The sequence below is a fragment of the Burkholderia pyrrocinia genome (genome assembly GCF_022809715.1).
Classification (GTDB): Bacteria; Pseudomonadota; Gammaproteobacteria; order Burkholderiales; family Burkholderiaceae; genus Burkholderia; species Burkholderia pyrrocinia_C.
This window is the reverse complement of record NZ_CP094460.1, coordinates 754298-775561: the sequence shown is the minus strand read 5'-3', so window position 1 is coordinate 775561 and position 21264 is coordinate 754298. Positions and strand designations below refer to the sequence as shown.

The window sequence follows — 21264 nt, the reverse complement described above, 5'->3', positions numbered from 1 at the left end:
GTAATTCGCGACTTTTTGCGCGTTGTCGGTTCGGCACAATGGACCATTGCGCGTGGCGGCCTGCCGCTTGCCCGGTACGTCACGCATGCCGCGGGAGAACGGACATGGTGTTGATGGCAGTGGGAGGGGGCGGACCGGTCGACGTGCCGCAGCCGCAGAACGACAACAACCCGACGAACGATAACGGGACGAACAACAACGGCGCCGCCGGCGCTCCTCCGGCCCAGACCCCCGAACAGAAGGCCCTCGCCGCGGCGCAGGCCGAGACCCAGCGCCTGCTCCAGCTGGCGCAGGCGGAGATGGCGGCGCTCAAGCGCCTGAACGACCAGGGCGCGTCGCAAGCCGACCTCGACAACCAGGTCAAGAAGGCCGAAAGCGCTTGGGGCGCGGTGCAGGCGGCCGTCGAGAACCAGATGCGCGTTGCCGCGGACGGCGGCGGCGACACGAACAAGGCGATCGCGGGCGTCGCATCGGATCTGCGCAACGCGTCGCCGAAGGATCCCGTGCTCGGCGAGGTGCTCGACGACGCGCAGAAGGCGGTCACGGCGGAATCGGCGCCCCAGCGGGCGACCAACGAGAAGGCATTCCAGTTCGCGCTGGCGGTGCAGCACGACCAGGACGCGTATGCCGACGTGAAGCAGTACAACGCGCTGCCGGGCGGCGTCCGGCGCGCCGACCCCGAAACCGGTGCGCAGTTGCGTCAGGCGGCCAGCGCGGCCGATGCGAACAGCGACACCGCCTACACGGCGCTGACGACCGCGCTGCGCCACGAATACAGCGTGTCGGCCGCGACGCTGCGCCTGAACGACGCGAAGGCAGACTACGCGGCGTGGCAGAAGGAACCGGGCGGATTGCGCCGTGCCGACGAGGCCGACATCACGCGGGAGATGTCGCAGGCACAGAGCCAGTACGACAAGGTGGTGACGGGCGGCGACGACACCGCGCTGACCTACGTGACGGCCGACGAGCAGAAACAGGCCGTCGCGTCCGTGAAGCAGAACCACGACGGCATGTGGTACACCGGCCTCGTCGATGCATTCGGCGAGCAAAGCCAGCTCCAACGCACGATCGCGACGATCAATCCCGACGATCCGTCGCTGTCGCCGCAGATGAAGCAGCTCGCGCAGTCCGATCCGGTCACCTTTGCGCTGCTGCAGGACACGGGCCAGACCGTCGATCCGAACGACCCGAAGCTGTCGACCCAGGAGAAGGACCTGGCGAAGCGGAATCCGCTCGCGGAGGCGTTCGTCAAGCTGACGGGCATCGAGGTGAACCCGGAAAACGTGAAGGATCCGGCCGCGGCCAAGACGCTGAAGGATCAGATCGACCAGCAGGGCGTGTTCCAGTATGCGATGGGGAAGGTCGACCCGAAGTCGCCGGGGCCCGGGTACCAGAAGATCCAGCTGCTGCTCGCGGCGGCGCCCGACGTGCGGCTGCAGTACACGAAGCAGCAGGTCTCGCAGCTGATGCAGAACCCGGGCAGCAACCCCGGCGCCGCGCTCCAGGTGCTGAAGACCAACATGGACGCATCGTTCTCGCTGGACGAGCGCCAGACGCTGTGGACGCAGGCCGGCCAGCCGCATTTCGACGCGAACTTCATCCATTCGCAGATCGATCCGCTGATGCAGAAGCCCGATTCGAAGGCGACGGACCAGGCAAGCATGCAGGCGCGTTACGACGGCAGGATGAATGCCGACAAGGCCGGCAAATGGATGCAGGACATCCTCGCCAATGCGCCGCCCGAATTCGCGGGCGTCGTGCTCGACACCGTGAAAAAGGATTTCGGCAACAAGTGGACGCAGTCGAACACGGGCACGCCCCAGCCTTACGGGGACGGCACCGAGTTCTACAAGGGGCTCAGCAAGGCGGTCGGGCTGGCCGACCAGCAGCCGACCGCGAACGGCGAGCCCGTGCATCGCGAGGACGACGTCGCGAGCTGGCTGCTCGACGCCAACGGCAACGCGAAGACGATGATCTACACGCTGCGCGGCAGCGACACGGGATACGGGTTCGACGGCGTGCGCCAGGCGCTTTCGTCCGGCGTCGATCCTTCGCTGTCGAAGGCGCTGCTGTCGAAGATGCAGAACGACGACCGGTTCCGCTCGGGTTTCGCGAACGACTTCCAGCTCCGCTACCAGCAAGGCACCGAGCACGCGCAGAGCAACCAGAACAAGCAGGCCGCGACGGCCAGCTACAACCTGTTCAAGTCCGATCCGGACAAGCAGCTGAAGGCGTACTTCAACGACTTCCAGAAGAACTTCGACGGCCAGTCCCGGACGTTCACGGTCGGTTCCGACCAGCTCACGAACTTCGTCGGCGCGGGGCTCGGGATACAGCCCGACGACCCGGGCGCGGTGCCGACCGACGCGAAAGACGTGCCGTCGATGGCGCTGCTCGAGCAGATGATCGTCGGCAACGGGCAGTTGCTGAACGGCACGGCGGTGAACAGCAAGTCGCTGTACGCGCAGAATTCGGCCGCGACGAAGATGATCCAGACCGTCGTCGACCAGATCCGGAAAGTCGGCGGCGATCACGCGGTCGTGTCGCTGGTGCCGATCTACTACGTGTCGAAGAGCACGGGCACCGCGCCGAGCGCGCTGTTCAAGGTGCAGGTCGACGGGCATCCGGACCAGTACAAGCTGATCGACGATCGCGGTTGGAAGTACGACACCGTCGACGACTACCAGCACAACAATGCGCTGTCCGACGACGGCAAGCTGTACGTGCCGAAGAACCTGAAGCTCGATGGGTCGCCCGTCGATCTCGGGCAATACGAACCGATCGACGCGCACAAGACGGAGTGGTACCAGCACGCCGAACACATTCTCGAGATCGGCACCGGCATTCTCGCGGCGGCCGGCGGCGTCGTGCTGGTCGCGAGCGGAATCGGCGCGCCGGTCGGCGGCGTGCTGCTCGGCGCGGCCTGGACCGCGGTCGGCGCGGGGATGGCGGTCGGCGTGCCGGCTGCGATCGGCGACCTGAAGAACCTGAGCGATCACGGCCAGTCGACCGGCTTCGACAATGCGCAGGCGCGCGGCGACTGGATCAGCCTGATCGGCAGCGGCGCGGGCATCGCCGGCGGCGGGCTCGGCGTGGCGGCGAAGTCGCTCGCGGAGGCGTCGTCGCTGCTGCGCACGACCGGGAAGATGTCGGACATCCTCACGATTGCGTCGCGCGGCGAGGGCGCCACGGTCGAAACGGCCGGCCTGGGCCGCTTCGCGCAGGAAGCCGACGCGTTCCAGTCGCTTGCGCAGACGACGGGCCGCACGTCGCAGGTGTTCAACCTCTCGGGCGGCGCGATCGGCGGCTACCAGATGGTCGACCAGGGCGCGTCGCTGATCAAGAACTGGGACGCGATGTCCGATTCCGATCGCGCGCAGCAGCTGCTGAACCTCGGCATCGGCGTCGCGCAGATGGGCCTCGGTTCACACGCGCTGATGGAACGGCCGATTCGCGCGATCACGAAGACGCCCGCGCCGCCGGCGCCGCGGCCGACGACGATCGACGTCGTGCACACGATGCTCACCAGCGGACTGGTGAACCAGCGTCTCGCGGTGGGCGAGATCGGCAACCCGTGGCAGCACGCCGAGCAGCAGGCACGCAGTTTCGGTGAACCGGCCGACAACGGCGAGCCGGTCGCGCCGGCCGAAACCGGCTTGCGGTCCAGATTCTCCGCGTGGCTGCGCGCGCGCCGCACCCAGGGCACGCCGGAAGACGGCGACGTGACGCTGCTGCGGCTCGCGCCCGACGCCGAAGCGGGCGACGGCGCGGTGACGCCGGCGGTCGCCGGCGCGCTGGCGGGCGATGAGGCGGCGCCGACCGAGGCCGGTGCGCCGGGGACGGTGGCGCGCCCCACGTCGTGGGCGATTCCCGCGCATGTCGCCGCCGATCCGGAGATCCTGAGCAGCGTGGTCGGGTCGATCCTCGAGAGCGGCAACCGTCTCGAGCATGTCGAGTACTACGTATACGCGCTGGAGGACGCGGCAGGCAACGTGCGCGTGCCGGAGGAAGACGGGCTGCCCGCCACCGAACGGGGCAATCTGTGGGACGACATGCAAGTGGCGAAGGCGGACGCGCGCCGCGCCCGCGCGGCCGACGATGCGGCGGCCCGCGCGGCCGCGTCGCCCGACGACGAAGGCACGATCGGCGTGACCCGCTATACGGCCTATTACGACGCGCTGATGGTCGGCGGCGAAGGCGTGGCGGCCGGCCGCTACCGGATCGCGCTGGTCGACAGCAGCGCGCTCGCCGCGGACGGCACGGTGCCGCCCGAGGCGGTTGTCGGCCACGTCGGGCTCAACGACGCCGGCAATGCGTTCGTGCTGTCGATGAACGACGCGTACGACCGTACGCTGCAGGTGGTGTATCCGCGCGGGTTCGATCCGGCCAAGCCGCTGATCCGCAGCGAGGACGGCCGGCGCATCGACGTGATCAACGCGCCGCACGGACTGAGAGAAACGCAGTGGGGCGCGTATCCGCGCCGCGAAGCCGATCTCGCGATCTATTCGGACCATCCGCAGCAGCCCGAGAACCAGCTGCCGGCCGGTGAACGGCCGCTGATGCCGGTGCCGCCCGGCTATTTCGCGGTGTATGCGCACGCGTGGGCCGATGCGTTCGCGAGCGCGACCGGCAAGGCGATGAGCGCCGACGATCTCGCGGAAATGGTGCGTCAGAGCGGCTGGGACGGCAAATCGCCGGTGATCCTCTATGCATGCGGCGCGGGCACGCGGGTGACTTCGCTCGCGCAATTGCTGGCGAACGTGCTGGGGGTGGACGTCTACGGCGCGAGCGGCTTCGTCGCGTGGCGATCGCCGCGCTATCGCAACGACGGCAGCCCCGCGTCGGGCTATGCGGGCGGCATCGTGGTGGAGCCCGGCGCGCCCAACTATGCGGGGGTGCCCGACCATTCGGTGCAGCATGCGCCGCGCACCTACCGCTTCTCGCCGGCGTTGGCGGTCATCGACCAGGGCGCGCATCCGGTCAACTGGAGCAACGTGGCGCTGCGCCCGGTGTCGAACGGCTGGGGCGGCGGCGATAGCTCGGGCGACGTGCGCGTGCCGCTCGGCGTGTACGTGTGGCGCGTGCTGACGCGGCGCGGGGCGATCGTCAATCCGCGCAGCGGCCGCTCGGCGAGCGCGCTCGAGATGACGCACGCGCTGGAGGATCTGGCGTGGAAGGGCTACACGCCGGGCGTGCCGGTCGCGCTGGAGGGGCCGCACAGCGGCGCCGATCCCCAGTTGCTGCAGGAATTCGCGGACCTGATCCAGGCACCGGTATTCGGCCGGCTCGGCGACGACGACGCGGCCGGATGGCACCGCGCGATCCCCAACCCGAACCGCCGGCTCGCGCGCTTCCAGATCGAACCCGACGTGAACGGCAAGTTCTCGCCGGGCCGCGCGCAGCCGGTGCGCATCAATCCGCTGGAACTGCGGCCGGTGCCGGGCTCGAGCGTCGTGAACCTGCTCGGCCACGCGACCGCGCGGCAGTTCCTGAAGGTGTCGGGCTTCGACATCGCCGAATCGCACGGCACGAAGCCGCGCGACGTGAGCTGGGAAAGCTCGGCCGCCGTCACGCAAGGCGGCAGCACGATGTCGCCGCGGGAATTCGCCCGCAAGCTGCTCGAGGATCCCGCCTATACGGAGGGCAACGGCGTGCTGCTGACGGGCTGCTATCTCGGTTCCGGCGGCTACCCGTTCGCGCAGGAGCTCGCATACGAACTGCAGGTGCCCGTGATCGCGTCGATCGCGTCCAACTCGGTGCGCGGCACCGGGGCGCTGTTCCTGCATCCGAACAGCGACGACATCGTCGTGCCGGCACACGATCCCGACGTGTCGACGCGGCTCTATCTGCATATCCCGGAGACGCCCGATGCGACCGACCCGCCGATGGTGTTCGCGCGGCGGGGCGAGCCTGTGCGGGGCGCGGCTACGCACGGCGACGCACCGGTCGAACCGGTGCGCCCGATCGAAGCGCAGATCGATCCGGAAGCGGACAGCGGGCGGCGCGGCAACGCCGGCACGCCGGAGGAGGCCGGGCGGCCCGCGCCTGGGCCGACGCCGCGCGGGCCCGCGCATCCGCGTCTTGCGCCCGAACCGGACGCGGGCGAGCCGCCCGTTTATGTGCCGACCCCGCTCGTCGAGGTCGGGCCGGGACAGATCTTCACCGCCGACGAATGGGCCGCGCGCACCGAGCAGGCCGCCGAAGCCGACGCGGACGACGGCCTGTCCGGCATCCCGCAGAAGATTTATCCGAAGAACAGCCGCGTCTATACGGACCGCAAGGTCGTCAACGACGGCGTCGTCACGACGACGGTTCATGGCCAGACGGTGCTGCAGCCCGGCTTCGAAGACGTGACCGGCGTCGACGCGACACAGCATCCCGAATTCCTGCGCCCGGCCGACACGCTGCTGATGCCTGCCGACGATCCGCTGCATGCGATCGGCGCGCGCGGACTGATGTCGCCGCCCGGCCATCACGTGGTGTTCGGCCACGGGATTTCCGCCGACGCGATGCTGGGCCCGGACGGGCGGCATCTCACGCCGGACGAGGTGGCCGAGCGCGTCGCGCCGCTTCTCGAGCCGGACCAGGACGTGACGCTGTATTCCTGCTACGGCGGCTCGAGCAAGCACGATCCGCTGCGCATCGCGCCCGGTCAGGTGCGGGCCGCGAGCGCGACGTTCGCCCAGGCGCTCGCGCAGCGCCTGTCCGAGCTGACCGGGCGGCCGACGTCGGTCTGGGCGCCGCCGGACATCCTGCTCGTCGAGCGCGACGGTTCCGCCACCGTGCGCGGGACGCGGCCGACCGGCCAGGTCGACAAGGATCGTCTCGCGATGCGGGTGTTCCGCGGCGAGCCCGCACGCGCGGGCCGCCCGGCATTGCCCGCCGCGCCGGACGCGGCGCCGTCGCCGGCAACGGCACGTACGGCGGCGCGGCCGATGGCCGACGGACCGGTGCGCCCGACCGTGCCGCGCGTCCCCGATCCGACGTTCGCCGATCCGGACTACGATTTCACGCCGATTCCGGACGATACGTTCGAATCGGTCACGCTCGATCATGCGTTCCGCGGCGCGCTGGCCGACCGGCCGGGCGTGATCGGCGACGCCGCGCGCGTGACGCGCGCCGGCGGCACCGTGAGCCAGCACTGGCCGAGCGGTTTCCTCGACGGACCTGAGCCCACCCGCGTGATCGACGGCGTGATGCAGGCGTTCGACGAGGCCGGGCTGACGAACCTGCGCGTCGAGTTCGTGACGCGCGACGGCAGCGTCGTGCTCGGCGAAGGCACCGATTTCGGTGCGCTCGATCCCGAGGACGGCTGGTTCCGTTTCAGCGGCACGGTGCCCGACGCGGCGGCAGGTGCCGCGCATGCGTCGAGCCACGCGGGAAGCGAAGCGCGGCCTGCGTCGGCTGAAGGTACGCGGCTCGTCGGGCACGACGAACTGGGGCGCGCACTCGATGCGGCGCGCGGCGCGGCAAGCGACTACGCGTACGTGCCGGTCGACGCGCTGCCCGACGAAACCGCGTTCGCACGCGGCGACCTGACCGCGCAGGAACGCGTCGCGGCCAGCGCGACGGCGAATCTGGCCGCGGTCGACGCTGCCGCACCGGCCGATGTCGTGCTGCTGTCGACGCTCGGCCACGATCCGGCAAGCGCGCTGCGCGTCACCACGCCCGGCGGCGAGCTGTTCAAACCGGCCGGCGTCGACATGTATGTCGTGCGGACCCGCGACGCGGCAACCGGCGACGTGTCGTACCGGCTCGTCGGCGTGGATCGCTCCGGATTGCCGGAAGGCTATGCGGCCGTGCATGCCGGCGGAACGCGCGCGGTCGGCGCGGCCGACGGCAGCCCGACCTGGCCGATGATCGGACCGGCGGGGCCGGCGGCCAGCCGGCTCACGGGGCCTGCCGGCGATCCGTCCGGCGCGCCGACGCCAGCCGCGGCAGCCGGTCATGCGGGCGCGCCCGCCGTGCCGGAGGGCGCCACGGTGGCCGCGGCGGCCGAAGTCCAGGCAAGCGCCGCCGCATGGCTCGACAGCCTGGAGCGGCGCACGCTGACGCGCGTCGACGGCGCGCATGCGCCGACCCTCGACGGACTCGCGCGCCGGCTCGGCCCCAACGCGCACGTGCTGGTCGCCGTGCATGCCGCGCGACCCGCCGCGGACGCCGAACATGCGCCGCCGACCGTCGTCGCGGTGCTCGAGACCGACGCGAACGGTGCGCTCGGTCCGGTGCGGATGCTGGACGGCAAGCGCGTGCCGAACGCGCTCAAGAAGGCGCTGACGAATGCCGGCAGCAAGGGGCGCAATACGCGCCGCAGCTACGACTTCTATGTGTCGCCGGTTGCGCACGACGAACTGATGCACTTCGGCGGCCCGTCGACGATCAAGACGCCGGACGGCAAATCGTCGTGGTCGGTGGCGGCATCGAACCGACAAGTCGATGGCGAGCTGGCCGCCGACATCGCGAAGCTGCAGCACGCGCCGCGCTTCAAGCGGCCGCGTCAGGCGGTGCGCGCGGTCGAAGGCGACCGTCGCTGGATCCACGTGATCGACGACGAGACGGGCAAAGTGCTCGGCTACGCGGAGCGCAACGCGGCTCACGAATGGAAGTACTACGAGAAGGCGCCGCTCGCCGACACCGAGATTCCCGAACAGGATCTGCGCGCGGTGTTCCGGCGGCGGCGCAGGGGCGGCATTCCGGTCGGACGCTCGCCTCGGCGCGGCATCCGCTTCGTGGCCAGCGACGTCAAGCCCGAGACCGTCGACCGGATCGGCGGCTTTCGGCCGGCGAAGGAGCCCGATACCGACACGAAGCCGCGCCGCACGGCGGGCGACACGTTCCAGTCGATCGTGCCGACCCGCCGGCCGCTGGTGCGCGCGGACGCGGAGCAGGGCGCGGGCGACACCGCGTCGCGCTCGCCGCTCGTCGATCCGCATCTGTTGCCGTCCGACCAGTCCGCGTTCAACGCGGTCGACTTCAGCGGCAACAGCGTGCCGCACCTGCTGACCGCGATCCGGAACGGCTCGGTGAGCGGCAGCCAGCACGTGATCTACGTGTTCGAGACCGACGGCCCGGTGGCGGAAGCGCTCGGCGACCCGCGCGGCGTGATCGCCGAGCGCAACGGCGAGATGCGCTGGTTCGACAACGTCCGCGACGCGAACAACGCGAGCCGCAACGGTGTCGCGCTCGACGAAATGCCGATCGGCACCGACCGGTTCGGCGCGGACATGCATTTCCTGCTCACGCAACTGTCGCCGCGCGAATTCCTGAAGGCCGCGCGGCCGACGCGCGTCGCGGCGCTCGAGGCGCGCGAGCAGGCGCTGCTCGGGCAACTGCGTGACGCGGAGGCGCGCGGCCGCCAGTCCGCGCCGTTCCGCGCGCTCGCGGCGCGCACGCGGCTCGGCTACAACGAAGTGCGCGGCGAATTGCAGCGCCTGCGGCGGAGCGGCTTCTCCCGCAACGGCGCGGCGCTGGAGACGCTGGCGATCGAGCCGTACCAGCCGGGGCTGTCGTCGACCACGGTCGTCGAGTTCAACTTGCGCAACGGCGCGGCCAAACCCGAGCAGTACTTCCCCACGCACGAGCAGGTCGAGGCCTTCAACAAGCAGGCGCAGCGCGCCGGCAACACGGAGGATCTGGTGCTGAAGGGCGAGCCGCAGGCCGTGATGGTCGACGTGGGCATGTGGCGGACGCTGCTCAACAAGCTGTATGTCGCACGCGACGTGTCGACGTCGTCGTCGCGCTTCCTGCCGGTGCCGGGCAGACAGCGCACGCGCCGGTTCGGCGCGGCGACGGTCGCCGACAAGCGCATCCGGCAGATCTTCACGCGCTCGAACGCGCAGTTGCAGGACCGCATGGTGCCGATGGCGCGTTCGTTCTCGCTGAGCGACGATCCGGCGCTGATGACGAAGCAGGTCGAGCGGCACGGCGGCGTGATGCCGGTCGTCACGCTCGTGGTCGATCCGCATTCGCTCGCGGCGGCGCTCGGCAAGGCGCACGATCCGGATTTCCTGCGCGCGGTGGATGCGCTCGGCGACCAGAAAAACGCCGTGTTCGACGGCGAGAACGGAATGATCCATCCCGCGCCCGGCACGGACGGCAAGGCGCTCCCGCTCGACGATCTCGCGCATCTGCATCGCTGGCTCGACGAGGCCGCGCGCTCGGGTTTCGCGATCCGGCTCGAGACCGCGCCGTCGCGCGCGCTCGTATCCGGCGCCGACTACCGGTTCCAGTCGGGCACCAACGACACCTATCACGACTATGTGCGGATGTTTACGGCGCTCGAACGCTGGGCCAACGCGAATCCGGGCGTCGCGGCGCCGAACGTGATGGTCACGTTCCACGGCTGGGACGCGGTGCCGGAGTCGGTGCCGGGCGCCGGCCATGAAAAGCTGCTGCGCGCGGTGCTCGAACGCAACGGGCTCGAGTGGGTGCACATGGGCCTGTCGTACGGCACGCACGGCGCGGACTTCATCGGCAACCACGATCTCACCGGCGCGCTCGCGAAGCTGATCGTCGAATACCGCAACCGGCCCGACGTGATCGGACGCCTGCACGGTGCCGACGCGCTGACGCGCGTGTTCGAGCGCGTCGACCGGCAGACGCTGGCGAACCAGCATCAGCTGCTGTTCGCGGAAGTCGAGCGGATCGGCGCGGCGCACGGGATGACGCCCGCCGACGTGGCCGCGCTGCGTCAGCAGCTCTACGAAGGCAACACGACCGTGTGGCTGAACCAGGCGCGCAAGGCGACGATCGAGCATGCGATGCCGCTATGGGAAGCCGACGGCAATCCGCCGCGCAACGAGACGGAACGGGGCGCGCGCACGTTCGGCGGGCGCTGGCTGGAACAGTACGGCGCCGGCGTGCCCGACCGGGTGACCACCAGCGCGCGGCCGGCCGCGGCGGACCCGCTCGACCACTGGCGTGCGGTCGTGCACGATCCCGCGCTGATCAACGACGGCACGAAGCCGATCGGCGCGAGCCGTCGGGAAGCCGCGCAACTCGCCAAGGTGAAGATTCCCGACGAGAAGCGTGCGCAGGCGGAACTGCATGCGCTGCGGGTGCATGACGAGCCGCTCGGCAACCAGACGCCGCCGCCGTCGCCGCAGCGGATTGCCGGCGACATCGCGGTGGCCACCGCGACCGGCGGCGCCGGGGCGTTCGCGCTCGTCACGCTGGGCAGGGAGTCGCTTCGCACCGCGTCGAATTCGCTGTATGCGGGGCTGCGGGTCGGTCGCGTGTTCCAGGCGCTGCATCACGGCGCGGTCGCGAGCCTGAAGAACGGCGACCCGCGCGTGTTCGACAGGGTGGTCGACCGGCTCGTGCGCGGGTTGCAGACGCAACTGAAGGCGAACGGCTTCGACGTGGATGGGCGCGGCGCGCAACTCGTGCAGATCGCGCACGAAGGCAAGGCCAAGGCCGCGCAACTGCGCGCGCTCAACGATGACGGCGTGCTGTCGTTCGACGACACGGTGACGCACACCAAGGCGATCGCCGCCGACATGCTCGCGCAGATGCAGGGCGTGGTGGGCGGCACGTCGCTGAAGCTGCTGCACCACGGCAGCCCGCGGCACTCGGTGGGCCGGGTCGGCCGCGTGCTCGCGCTCGGCGGTTACGGCGGCTCGATCACGATGAACGCGGCTCGGGCGATCGCAAAGGGCGACTGGCTGGCCGGCGGGCAGGCCGTGGGCGGCATCTTCAGTGGGCTCTATACCGGCATCGTCTACAAGGGCAGCCTGCGCGGCGTGAATGCGGACAATCGCAGCCAGCTGGCGCGCACCGTGAGTGCGACCGGCGACTACCTGACCTCGGCCATGAGCATCGCGAGCGGCATTCATACCGCGATGACGGGCGATCCGACCACCGGCACGCTGACGACGATGTCCGGCATGCTGCTCGGCGCTGGCCGCCTGCATACGCATTTCCCGAATGCGACGCCGTGGCTGGAGCGCTTGCCGACCGGCATCGCGCTGGCGCCGGTGGCGATCTTCGGCGTCATGCAGGGGATCAATCTCGTCACGTCGGCGATGGCGCCGGACCAGCAGAACCAGCCGCCGGCCGGTCCGAACGCCGGCACACCGACGCCGGGCGCGTCGCCCACGCCGTCGGCCGGCGCGACGACGGCGCCGGCCCAGCCGAGTGCTTCCGCGACGCCGTCGGCACCGGCGTCTGCCCAGCCGAGCGCATCCGCGACACCGTCGCAACCGGCGCAGCCTCCGTCGAGTTCGCCAAGTGCCACGCCGCTGACCGTGAATGTGGTCGCGGGCGATTCGTTGTGGACGATTGCCGAACGTCACGAAGGATCGCTGCTTGCCGCGGCCCACGTGCCGGCCGATCAACAGCAGCAGATGTCGGACGGTCAGCGGATCAACGTCGCGCTCAACGAAATCCTGCAGCTCAACCGGAATCTGGCGAGCAATCCGGGCGAGATCGCTCCCGGGCAGCAGGTAATCGTCGGGTGATGGATGGCGGTGCGTTCGGGCGGTGCTTGCCGGCGTATGGAGGCAAGCACCGGATCAGTCCGTGGTGCTCGGGTGATGGCGGCGGAGCATCGCCCGGCAGATCGCCGACGGCACGTCAGCCCTTGGCGCACTCGCCCGCCCGCCGCTGCAGACGATAAGCCAGTTGCGCGCGGGTGATGCCGAGCGTGCGCGCCGTTGACGACAGGTTGCCGTTGGCGCGCCGCACCGCCTCTTCCAGCAGTTGCTGCTCGAGCGCCGGCAACGATGTGCCGCTGCCTCGCGTGTGCCGGCTCCAGCCGTCGACCAGGTCCAGCAGCGTGTCGGGATAGGGCGCGGGCGTGTCGCCGTGTTGCTCGGAGGCCAGCGCGGCGACCTCGCCGGCGATGGCCAGCGACAGCACTTCCTGGTTGAGCGTCTCGCCGCTGATGTCAGTGCCTTTGGGGAAGCACTGTCGCAGCAGGGCGTTGGTATTTTCGTCAGCCCCGCGCCGCCGCGGGCTGCGCGGGGCGCAGCATCACGTGAAAGCGGATCCATCCTGACAGTGCGAATCGTTCACCGGAGCCGGGGCGGGTCAGTTGCGCTCCTGCTCCAGCCAGCGTCGTTGCGACGCGTAAAGATGTGTCCGCATGGCTGCCTGTGCCATCAGCACTTCGCCATTCTCGAGCGCGTGAAGGATCGATTCATGCTCCTCGAATGCCTTGGCCCACGTTTGCCTGCTTTCCGCGCGTGCGCTGACGCGTGACGAGATCGGACTGTGGCGCCCATCGAAGAGCTCGCCCACCAGTCGGACCAGAACGGAATTGCCCGTCATCGCGGCAATTGCCACGTGAAGTTCACGATCGTGCTGAAGCGGAGAACGGCCTTCCGCAATCGCGGATCGCATCGCTTCCACGGCGCGACGTACGGGTGCCAGCAGTTCGGGCGTCGCGCGGGCGCAGGCCAGCTCGATCACGCTGCCTTCCAGCGCCGCACGGGCACTCGTCAGCTCGATCGGGTTTTCGCCAAGCGATGCCGCCGGCGCGGCCGCGGCCTTCGCGACCGCACACACAAACACGCCGGCCCCCATCCGCACTTCGACGATGCCTTCGATCTCCAGCGCAATGAGCGCCTCCCGAACGGACGGCCGCGAAACCCCAAGCTGTTGCGCGAGATCCCGCTCGGGCGGCAGGCGTTCTCCGTCGGCAAAGCGCCCCTCCTCGATCAGAGAGCGAATCTGGTCGGCGATGCGCTGATAGAGACGGCGGGTATCCACCTGATTGAACTGGCCCAGCAATGCTCCCCCTCGCGGCGGACCGCGCACATGTGTTCCGGAGCGATGAGTCTACTGCACCTTGGGTGGCCTGACCAATCTGTCAAGCGTTCGGGAGAGCAGTGTCGGAGTTGTTTGCACTCGGCTTCGAATTGGCCTTACCAGAATGTCCCGAGACGGCATCGCTCACTGCTTGGCGTTTACCGGTAATCGCCTTATATAACGGTGGATTAAGGCTTGTCATGGGTTTTCTCGGCAACATCGCGATCTAGGTGTTTTCCATGGATTTGACCAAATTGGCTTGACCACAAATGGTCAGGCCAATAGCCTTCGTCTGGTCAGGCCAATTTGCATCAACACCGTCTTCTTTTCATACGTTATCGAGATCCCGATGAGAACAGTCATTTGCGAAGAACCCGGCCGCCTCGTTGTTGCCGAGCGTCCGATGCCGGCCGCGGGGCCCGACGATGTGCTGATTCGCGTGAAGCGGGTCGGCGTATGCGGTACCGACATGCACATTTTCACCGGCAACCAGCCGTATCTAGCCTATCCGCGCGTGATGGGGCACGAACTGGCCGGCATCGTCGAGAGCGCCCCGATGGGCGCGCGCGTCAAGGCCGGCGACCAGGTCTACGTGATGCCGTACCTGTCATGCGGCACGTGTATCGCGTGCCGGGCCGGCAAGACGAACTGCTGCACGCGAATCCAGGTGCTGGGCGTGCACGCGGACGGCGGCATGGCCGAATACCTCGCCGTCCCGCAGGCATTCGTGTTCGACGCGAACGGCGTCACGCTCGATCAGGCCGCGATGATCGAATTCCTCGCGATCGGCGCACACGCCGTGGCGCGTGCCGACGTCCGCTCCGGGCAGCGCGTGCTGGTCGTCGGCGCCGGTCCGATCGGCATGGCTGCGCTGATTTTCGCGACGCTGCGCGGCGCGCGGGTTTGCGTGCTCGACGGTCGCGCAGACCGGCTCGCGGTTTGCGAGACGGCGCTGGGTGCGCACGCCGCCGTGCGGCTCGATACGACGGGGGAGGGCGCGGACGCGCGGCGTCTCGCAGCGCTCACCGACGATGAGTTTTTCGACGTCGTGTTCGATGCCACCGGCAATCTCGCGGCGATGGAGCGCGGCCTCGACTTCGTCGCGCACGGCGGCAAGTACGTGCTGATCTCGCTCGTGAAAGGGCGCATCTCGTTCTCGGACCCGGAATTCCACAAACGCGAAACGACGCTGCTCGCGAGCCGCAACGCGACGCCGGTGGACTTCGAAACGGTGCTCGCAGCAATGCGTGCCGGCCAGGTTCCGACCGATGCGCTGAAGACGCACGCGCTGAGCCTGGCCGATCTGCCCGACCGCTTCGCGGAGCTGCTCGAACCGGACGCCGGCGTGATCAAGGCGCTCGTCGAATGCTGAGCGCGGACGGCAAACCGATGGGCAATCCGATCCTGCAATTCGGGACCAGCCGCTTCCTGCAGGCGCATGTCGATCTGTTCATGTCCGAAGCGCTGGCTGTCGGCCGCGCGCTCGGTGCGGTGACGGTCGTGCAGACGACGTCGAGCGCCGAGAGCCGCGCGCGCATCGATGCGCTGCGTGCGGCCGGACGCTATCCGGTGAGAATCCGCGGCAGGCGGCACGGCGAGACGATCGACCGGCAGGTCGACTGCGTGGCGATCACGGAAGCGCTGCATGCGAGCGAGGACTGGGCGCTGTTGCGAGAGTGCATGGCGCACGACGTCCGGGTGATCGTATCGAACACCGGCGACAGCGGTTATGCGCTGTTCGACGACGACGGCCCGGACCTGCTCGACGGGCGCCGCACGCCGCGCGGCTTCGCGGCGAAGCTTGCGGTGCTCCTGCACGAGCGCTTCCGGGCAGGCGGCGAGCCCGTCACGCTGCTGCCGTGCGAGCTCGTCGCGCGCAACGGCGACACGCTGCGCGACCTGGTGGTCGGCGTCGCGCGGGGCTGGCGCGCGGACGCGGCATTCGTCGATTACCTGATCGGCGGCTGCGTGTGGGTCAATTCCCTCGTCGACCGCATCGTGTCGGAGCCGATCCATCCGGTCGGCGCGATTGCCGAGCCGTATGCGCTGTGGGCGGTTCGGCGCACGGCCGGGATGACGCTGCCGTGCGAACACCCCGACATCGTCGCGACCGACGATCTCGAGCGCTACGAGCGCCTGAAACTGCTGCTGCTCAATCTTGGACACACGATGCTCGCGCAGCAATGGCTCACGCTCGGCGGTGCGGCGGACATGACGGTCGGTGCGGCGATGGACGATCCCGCATACCGCGAACCGCTCGAAGCGGTGTGGAACGACGAGGTGATGCCGGTGTTCGCCGCGCTCGGCGAGCGCGACGCGGCGCTGTCGTATCTGGACGAGGTACGCGACCGGTTCGCGAATCCATTCCTCGCGCACCGGCTGGCCGACATTGCCGGCAATCACGACATGAAGAAGCTGCGACGCCTGCGCCCGGTGCTCGAAATGGCGCGCGCGCTGAAGTTGCCGATCGGGCAGCCGCGCCTGATTGCGGCGCTTGGCTGAACGGCCGCAGCGGCACGGGCTCGTTGCAGAGGCGTCCGGGCGCGGCGACAAGGCAAGACAAGATGAAACGACAAGGAGACAAGCAGCGATGACGACACGCATTATCGATGTGAAGGTACGTGACATTCGCTTTCCGACGTCGAAGAGCATGGATGGCTCCGACGCGATGAACGGTAATTCGGACTACTCGGCGACCTACGTGACGCTCGTCACCGATGCGCGCAACGGTATCGACGGCCACGGCCTGACCTTCACGATCGGCCGCGGCAACGAACTGTGCGTCGATGCGGTGAAGTCGCTCGCGAAGCTGTTCGTGATCGGCCGCTCGCTCGAGGAGATCACGGCGGACTTCGGCGCGTACTGGCATGAGATGGTCGCGGGCGATTGCCAGCTTCGCTGGGTCGGTCCCGAGAAGGGCGTGGTGCATCTCGCGACGGCCGCGCTGATCAATGCGATCTGGGACCTGTGGGCGAAAACGGCCGGCAAACCGGTCTGGAAGTTTCTCGTCGACATGACGCCCGAACAGCTCGTGAGTTGCGTCGACTTCACGTACATCGACGACGAGCTGACCCGCGAGGAAGCCGTCGCGATGCTGCGCCGGGCGGCGCCGGGCAAGGCGCTGCGCGAACGGGAGATGCGCGAGCACGGCTACCCCGGCTACACGACCGCGGCCGGCTGGCTCGGCTACCCGGAGGACAAGATGCGCATGCTCGCGCGCGAGGCGGTCGCGGACGGGTGGACGCACCTGAAGCAGAAGGTCGGCGCGGATCTCGAGCAGGACGTGCGGCGCGCGCGGATCCTGCGCGAGGAACTCGGCTGGGAGCGCAAGCTGATGATGGATGCGAACCAGAACTGGGGCGTCGACGAGGCCGTCGCGAACATGCGCGTGCTCGCGCAGTTCGACCCGTGGTGGATCGAGGAACCGACCAGCCCGGACGACATTCTCGGTCACGCGGCGATCCGGCAGCGAATCGGGCCGATCGGCGTCGCGACCGGCGAGCACGCGCACAACCGCGTGATGTTCAAGCAGTTCTTCCAGGCGGGCGCGCTCGACTTCTGCCAACTCGATCCCGCACGGCTCGGCGGGTTGAACGAAGTGCTTGCCGTCGTCCTGATGGCTGCGAAGTTCGGGGTGCCGGTGTGCCCGCACGGCGGGGGCGTCGGCCTGTGCCAGTACTCGCAGAACATCGTGCTGTTCGACTACATCGCGGTGTCGGGCTCGCTGGATCGGCGCGTGCTCGAATACGTCGATCACCTGCACGAGCATTTCGAGGCGCCGATCGTGATTCGCCGCGGGCGCTACATGCCGCAGGAGGCACCCGGTTACGGCGTCACGATGAAGGCGGCGTCGCTCGATGCATTTGCCTACCCGAACGGGCCCGAATGGCGGGCGTGAGCGACCGGCCCCACGACGAGAACAATCCCGGAGACAACGATGAACCATGATCCTCAACAGTCGCAGCACCTCGCCGGCGCGGTCAGGAAGGCCGCGATCCGGCTCCTGCCGTTCCTGACGCTGATGTACGCGCTGGCGTTTATCGACCGCGCGAACGTCGGTTTCGCAAAGATCGCCTATCAGGCCGATACGGGCCTGAGCGACGCGGCGTTCGCATTCGGCGCCGGTATCTTCTTCATCGGCTACGCGTTGTTCGAGGTGCCGAGTAACCTCATCATGAACCGCATCGGCGCCCGCGTATGGATGAGCCGAATCATGGTGACGTGGGGCTTCGTGTCGGCATCGATGATGTTTGCCCACACGCCGACGCAGTTCTACTGGATCCGTTTCCTGCTCGGTGCGGCGGAGGCCGGGTTCTTTCCCGGGATCATCCTGTACCTGACCTACTGGTTTCCGGCGAAGGGGCGCGCCCGTGCGCTCGGGCTCTTTTACTTCGGCGTGCCGATCGCGATGCTGATCGGCAATCCGCTATCGGGCTTCCTGTTGCAGATGCATGACATGTTCGGCTTGCGGAACTGGCAATGGATGTACCTGGTCGAGGGCCTGATGGCGACCGTGGTCGGCGTGATCGCGTTCTTCTACCTGACGAGCCGGCCGAAAGACGCGCGCTGGCTGACCGAGGACGAGAAGCGGGCGCTGAGCGACACGCTCGCCGCCGAGGAGCGCGCTAAGCCCCGGCATCTGTCGACGGCCGTGTTCGGCGTGCTGAAGGACCGCCGCGTGCTGACGTTCATTGCCGCGTACTTCTGCATCCAGATCGGCAATGCGCCGCTCGCGTTCTACCTGCCGTCGAAATTCGCCGCGACGATGGGCTCCCAGATCGATGGAAAGATCGGCCTGCTGCTGATGATTCCCTGGTTGTGCACGATCGGCGCGATGATCGTCGCGACTCGCTTCGCGGATCGTCGCGACAATCATCTGCAGGTCGCGGCCGGCATGCTGACGGTCGGGATCCTCGCGTTCGCGTCGCTGTCCGTGATCGATACGCCGGTGCTGACCCTGCTCGCATTCTGCATCGCGATTCCCGGCCTGGTCGCGTGCCAGCCGGTGTTCTGGTGCCTGCCGACACGCTATCTCGGCGGGACGGGCGCGGCGAGCGGCATCGCGTTCATCGTGTCGATCGGCAATCTCGGCGGCTTCGTGTCGCCTCAGATCAAGGCGTTCGCGGACGCGGCGTCGCACGATTCGCGCGCCGGCTTCGTGGTGGTCGCCGCGTTGTGCTTCGTCAGCGTGCTGCTGCTGCGTTCGCTGCGCGGCATGGGGCACGCGGCGGCCGAAGGCACGCATGGCGGCGCGCAGGTCGGCACGCATCGATAACCTTCGCCGGCGCGCCATTTCACGACCCATCCAGGATCATCATCATGACTACCTCCGCCACCGAACAGGTCGCGATCCGACTGCATCCGAACGACGATGTCGTGATCGCGACGCGCCAGCTCGTATCCGGCGCCCGGATCGCATCCGAGGCGCTCGTCGTCGCCGGCCTGATTCCGCCCGGTCACAAGATCGCGACGCGCGACATCGCGAAAGGCGAGCCGATCAGGCGCTACAACCAGATCATCGGCGTCGCGCGCGAAGCGATCGTGCGCGGCCAGCACGTGCACATGCACAATCTCGGCATGGCCGAGTTCGCGCGCGAGCATGAATTCGGCGTGGCCGCGAGTCCGACGCTGTTCGACGATACACCGGCGACCTTCATGGGCATTCGCCGAGCTGACGGACGGATCGCGACGCGCAATTACATCGGCATACTGACGAGTGTGAATTGTTCCGCGACGGTAGCCCGCGCGATCGCCGACCATTTCCGGCGCGATGTGCACCCGCAGGCCCTGGCCGGTTATCCGAACATCGACGGGGTGATCGCGCTCACGCACGGGCTCGGCTGCGGAATCGACTCGCGCGGCGACGGGATCGCGATTCTTCGCCGAACGCTGGCCGGCTACGCCGCGCATCCGAACTTCCATTCGGTGCTGTTCATCGGCCTGGGGTGCGAGACCAATCAGATCGGCGATGTACTTCGCGAAGGCGGGCACGCGGATGCCGCACGCTTGCAGCATTTCACGATTCAGGAAAGCGGCGGCACGCGCAAGACGATCGAGCGCGGCATCGCGATGGTCACGGACATGCTCGCGGACGCGAACCGCACGACGCGTGTCGCGGTGCCGGCATCGCATCTCGTGGTCGGGCTGCAGTGCGGTGGCTCCGACGGATATTCGGGCATCTCCGCGAATCCCGCGTTGGGTGCGGCGGTCGACCGCCTGGTACGCCAGGGCGGCACCGCGATACTCTCCGAGACGCCGGAAGTCTACGGCGCCGAGCATCTGCTTACCCGGCGCGCCGTCAGCCGCGAGGTCGGCGAGAAGCTGCTCGCGCGAATCGCGTGGTGGGAAGGCTATTGCGCGCGCAACGGCGCCGCGCTGGACAATAATCCGTCGGCCGGCAACAAGGCGGGCGGACTCACGACGATCCTCGAGAAATCGCTGGGCGCGATCGCGAAAGCGGGCACCACGAACCTCGTCGACGTGTTCGAGTACGCGCAGCGAATCGATACGCACGGCCTGGTCTTCATGGATTCACCGGGCTACGACCCGATGTCCGCGACGGGGCAGGTCGCGTCGGGCGCGAACCTGATCTGCTTCACGACCGGGCGCGGATCCGCCTACGGCTGCGCGCCGGCGCCGTCGCTGAAGCTTGCGACGAACACGGCGCTGTGGGAGCGTCAGGAAGAGGACATCGACATCAATTGCGGCGGCGTGATCGACGGCACGACGACGGTCGCCCGGCTAGGCGACGAGATTTTCAGGAGCATGCTCGACTGCGCATCGGGCGGATATTCGAAAAGCGAGTTGCACGGTTATGGGCAGAACGAGTTCGTGCCCTGGCAGGTGGGTGTGGTGACGTAGCCGGGAACTGCGTGTTGGCAGTGGCGATCGAGATTTCCGTCGGGAAATCTGCGAGACGAAACTGTGTTTCTTTTATATTTCTACGCGTAGTGAAGGTGAACCGCCCGCGGAATAGCGAGTTTATCGGGTGGTCGCCTGTTGCACGTCAGTTCACCTCAATCTGTTGCGATCATCTCGGGCGAGGCGCGCAACAGCCCGGTTTGCCAGGAGACGCTGCTATGCAGCGTCGACGTTGCATGCAATCGCAAGCCGACCGCATGATTTCACCTCTTCCGGGAAGTTGATCGTGGATGCGCCCGCTTCCGGGCGCCCCCGTGGCGGGCGCGGGCCCTGCGAACGAAAAACGATCGGCTCGGAAGGACGAAGACGCTCAGCGCAAATCCTCGACCAGGTTGCTTTCGATCGTCTAATTCGATTTCGTCGTTTTGTAATTAAATAACCGAGAATTTCTCGTTTGTGTCGAATTCCGTGAATTATAAACAAAAATAAAAATTCACCTGTGAATTCAGGATTTAATGCACGCCGGATGAGTCAATTCAATCAGTAATATCAATCATCATGCGAAGCCGAATGGCGGGCGTATGATGCATCGTTCCGATCGCCCGAATTCAAATAATCCGAGCAGTGTTGCTGCGACCGCCGCAGCGACATGAA

At 68.1% G+C, this 21264-nt stretch carries 8 protein-coding genes; 6 read left to right on the top strand and 2 right to left on the bottom strand.

What is annotated here, in order from left to right; genetic code table 11:
- Window positions 1-104: 104 nt before the first annotated feature.
- Entirely contained in the window at window positions 105-12458 is a 12354-nt protein-coding gene (locus MRS60_RS20255; protein WP_243566529.1) for an LWXIA domain-containing protein, read from the top strand.
- 115 nt (window positions 12459-12573) lie between these two features.
- On the opposite strand, the gene MRS60_RS20250 is transcribed toward MRS60_RS20255, so the two are convergent.
- Together MRS60_RS20250 and MRS60_RS20245 are read right to left on the bottom strand one after the other, a co-directional pair.
- Window positions 12574-12858: a helix-turn-helix domain-containing protein gene (locus tag MRS60_RS20250; protein ID WP_432207846.1), complete on the bottom strand. Its 285-nt coding sequence runs from the start codon at window positions 12856-12858 to the stop codon at window positions 12574-12576.
- Between the two features lie 171 nt (window positions 12859-13029).
- A complete protein-coding gene (locus MRS60_RS20245) occupies window positions 13030-13731 on the bottom strand; it encodes a FadR/GntR family transcriptional regulator (protein ID WP_243566528.1) in 702 nt (233 codons plus the stop codon).
- Between the two features lie 367 nt (window positions 13732-14098).
- Between MRS60_RS20245 and MRS60_RS20240 the strand changes: the two genes are divergently transcribed.
- The 5 genes from MRS60_RS20240 (at window position 14099) to MRS60_RS20220 (ending at window position 20610) form a co-directional block, all read left to right on the top strand.
- Window positions 14099-15121: a zinc-binding alcohol dehydrogenase family protein gene (locus MRS60_RS20240; RefSeq protein ID WP_243566527.1), complete on the top strand. Its 1023-nt coding sequence runs from the start codon at window positions 14099-14101 to the stop codon at window positions 15119-15121.
- A gap of 17 nt (window positions 15122-15138) precedes the next feature.
- Window positions 15139-16251, top strand: coding sequence for a mannitol dehydrogenase family protein (locus MRS60_RS20235; RefSeq protein ID WP_243566526.1), 1113 nt, complete (start codon window positions 15139-15141; stop codon window positions 16249-16251).
- An 88-nt stretch (window positions 16252-16339) separates the two neighbouring features.
- Complete coding sequence (locus MRS60_RS20230) at window positions 16340-17647, top strand: enolase C-terminal domain-like protein (RefSeq protein ID WP_243566525.1); 1308 nt, start codon at window positions 16340-16342, stop codon at window positions 17645-17647.
- 39 nt (window positions 17648-17686) lie between these two features.
- Window positions 17687-19024: an MFS transporter gene (locus MRS60_RS20225; RefSeq protein WP_243566524.1), complete on the top strand. Its 1338-nt coding sequence runs from the start codon at window positions 17687-17689 to the stop codon at window positions 19022-19024.
- Window positions 19025-19068: 44 nt separating this feature from the next.
- Complete coding sequence (locus tag MRS60_RS20220; RefSeq protein WP_243566523.1) at window positions 19069-20610, top strand: UxaA family hydrolase; 1542 nt, start codon at window positions 19069-19071, stop codon at window positions 20608-20610.
- Window positions 20611-21264 lie beyond the last annotated feature (654 nt).

Bases quoted from the DNA above. Each gene is read 5' to 3' on its own strand.
- MRS60_RS20255 (WP_243566529.1), top strand. From the start codon at position 105: ATGGTGTTGATGGCAGTGGGAGGGGGCGGACCGGTCGACGTGCCGCAG.
- MRS60_RS20240 (WP_243566527.1), top strand. From the start codon at position 14,099: ATGAGAACAGTCATTTGCGAAGAACCCGGCCGCCTCGTTGTTGCCGAG.
- MRS60_RS20235 (WP_243566526.1), top strand. From the start codon at position 15,139: ATGGGCAATCCGATCCTGCAATTCGGGACCAGCCGCTTCCTGCAGGCG.
- MRS60_RS20230 (WP_243566525.1), top strand. From the start codon at position 16,340: ATGACGACACGCATTATCGATGTGAAGGTACGTGACATTCGCTTTCCG.
- MRS60_RS20225 (WP_243566524.1), top strand. From the start codon at position 17,687: ATGAACCATGATCCTCAACAGTCGCAGCACCTCGCCGGCGCGGTCAGG.
- MRS60_RS20220 (WP_243566523.1), top strand. From the start codon at position 19,069: ATGACTACCTCCGCCACCGAACAGGTCGCGATCCGACTGCATCCGAAC.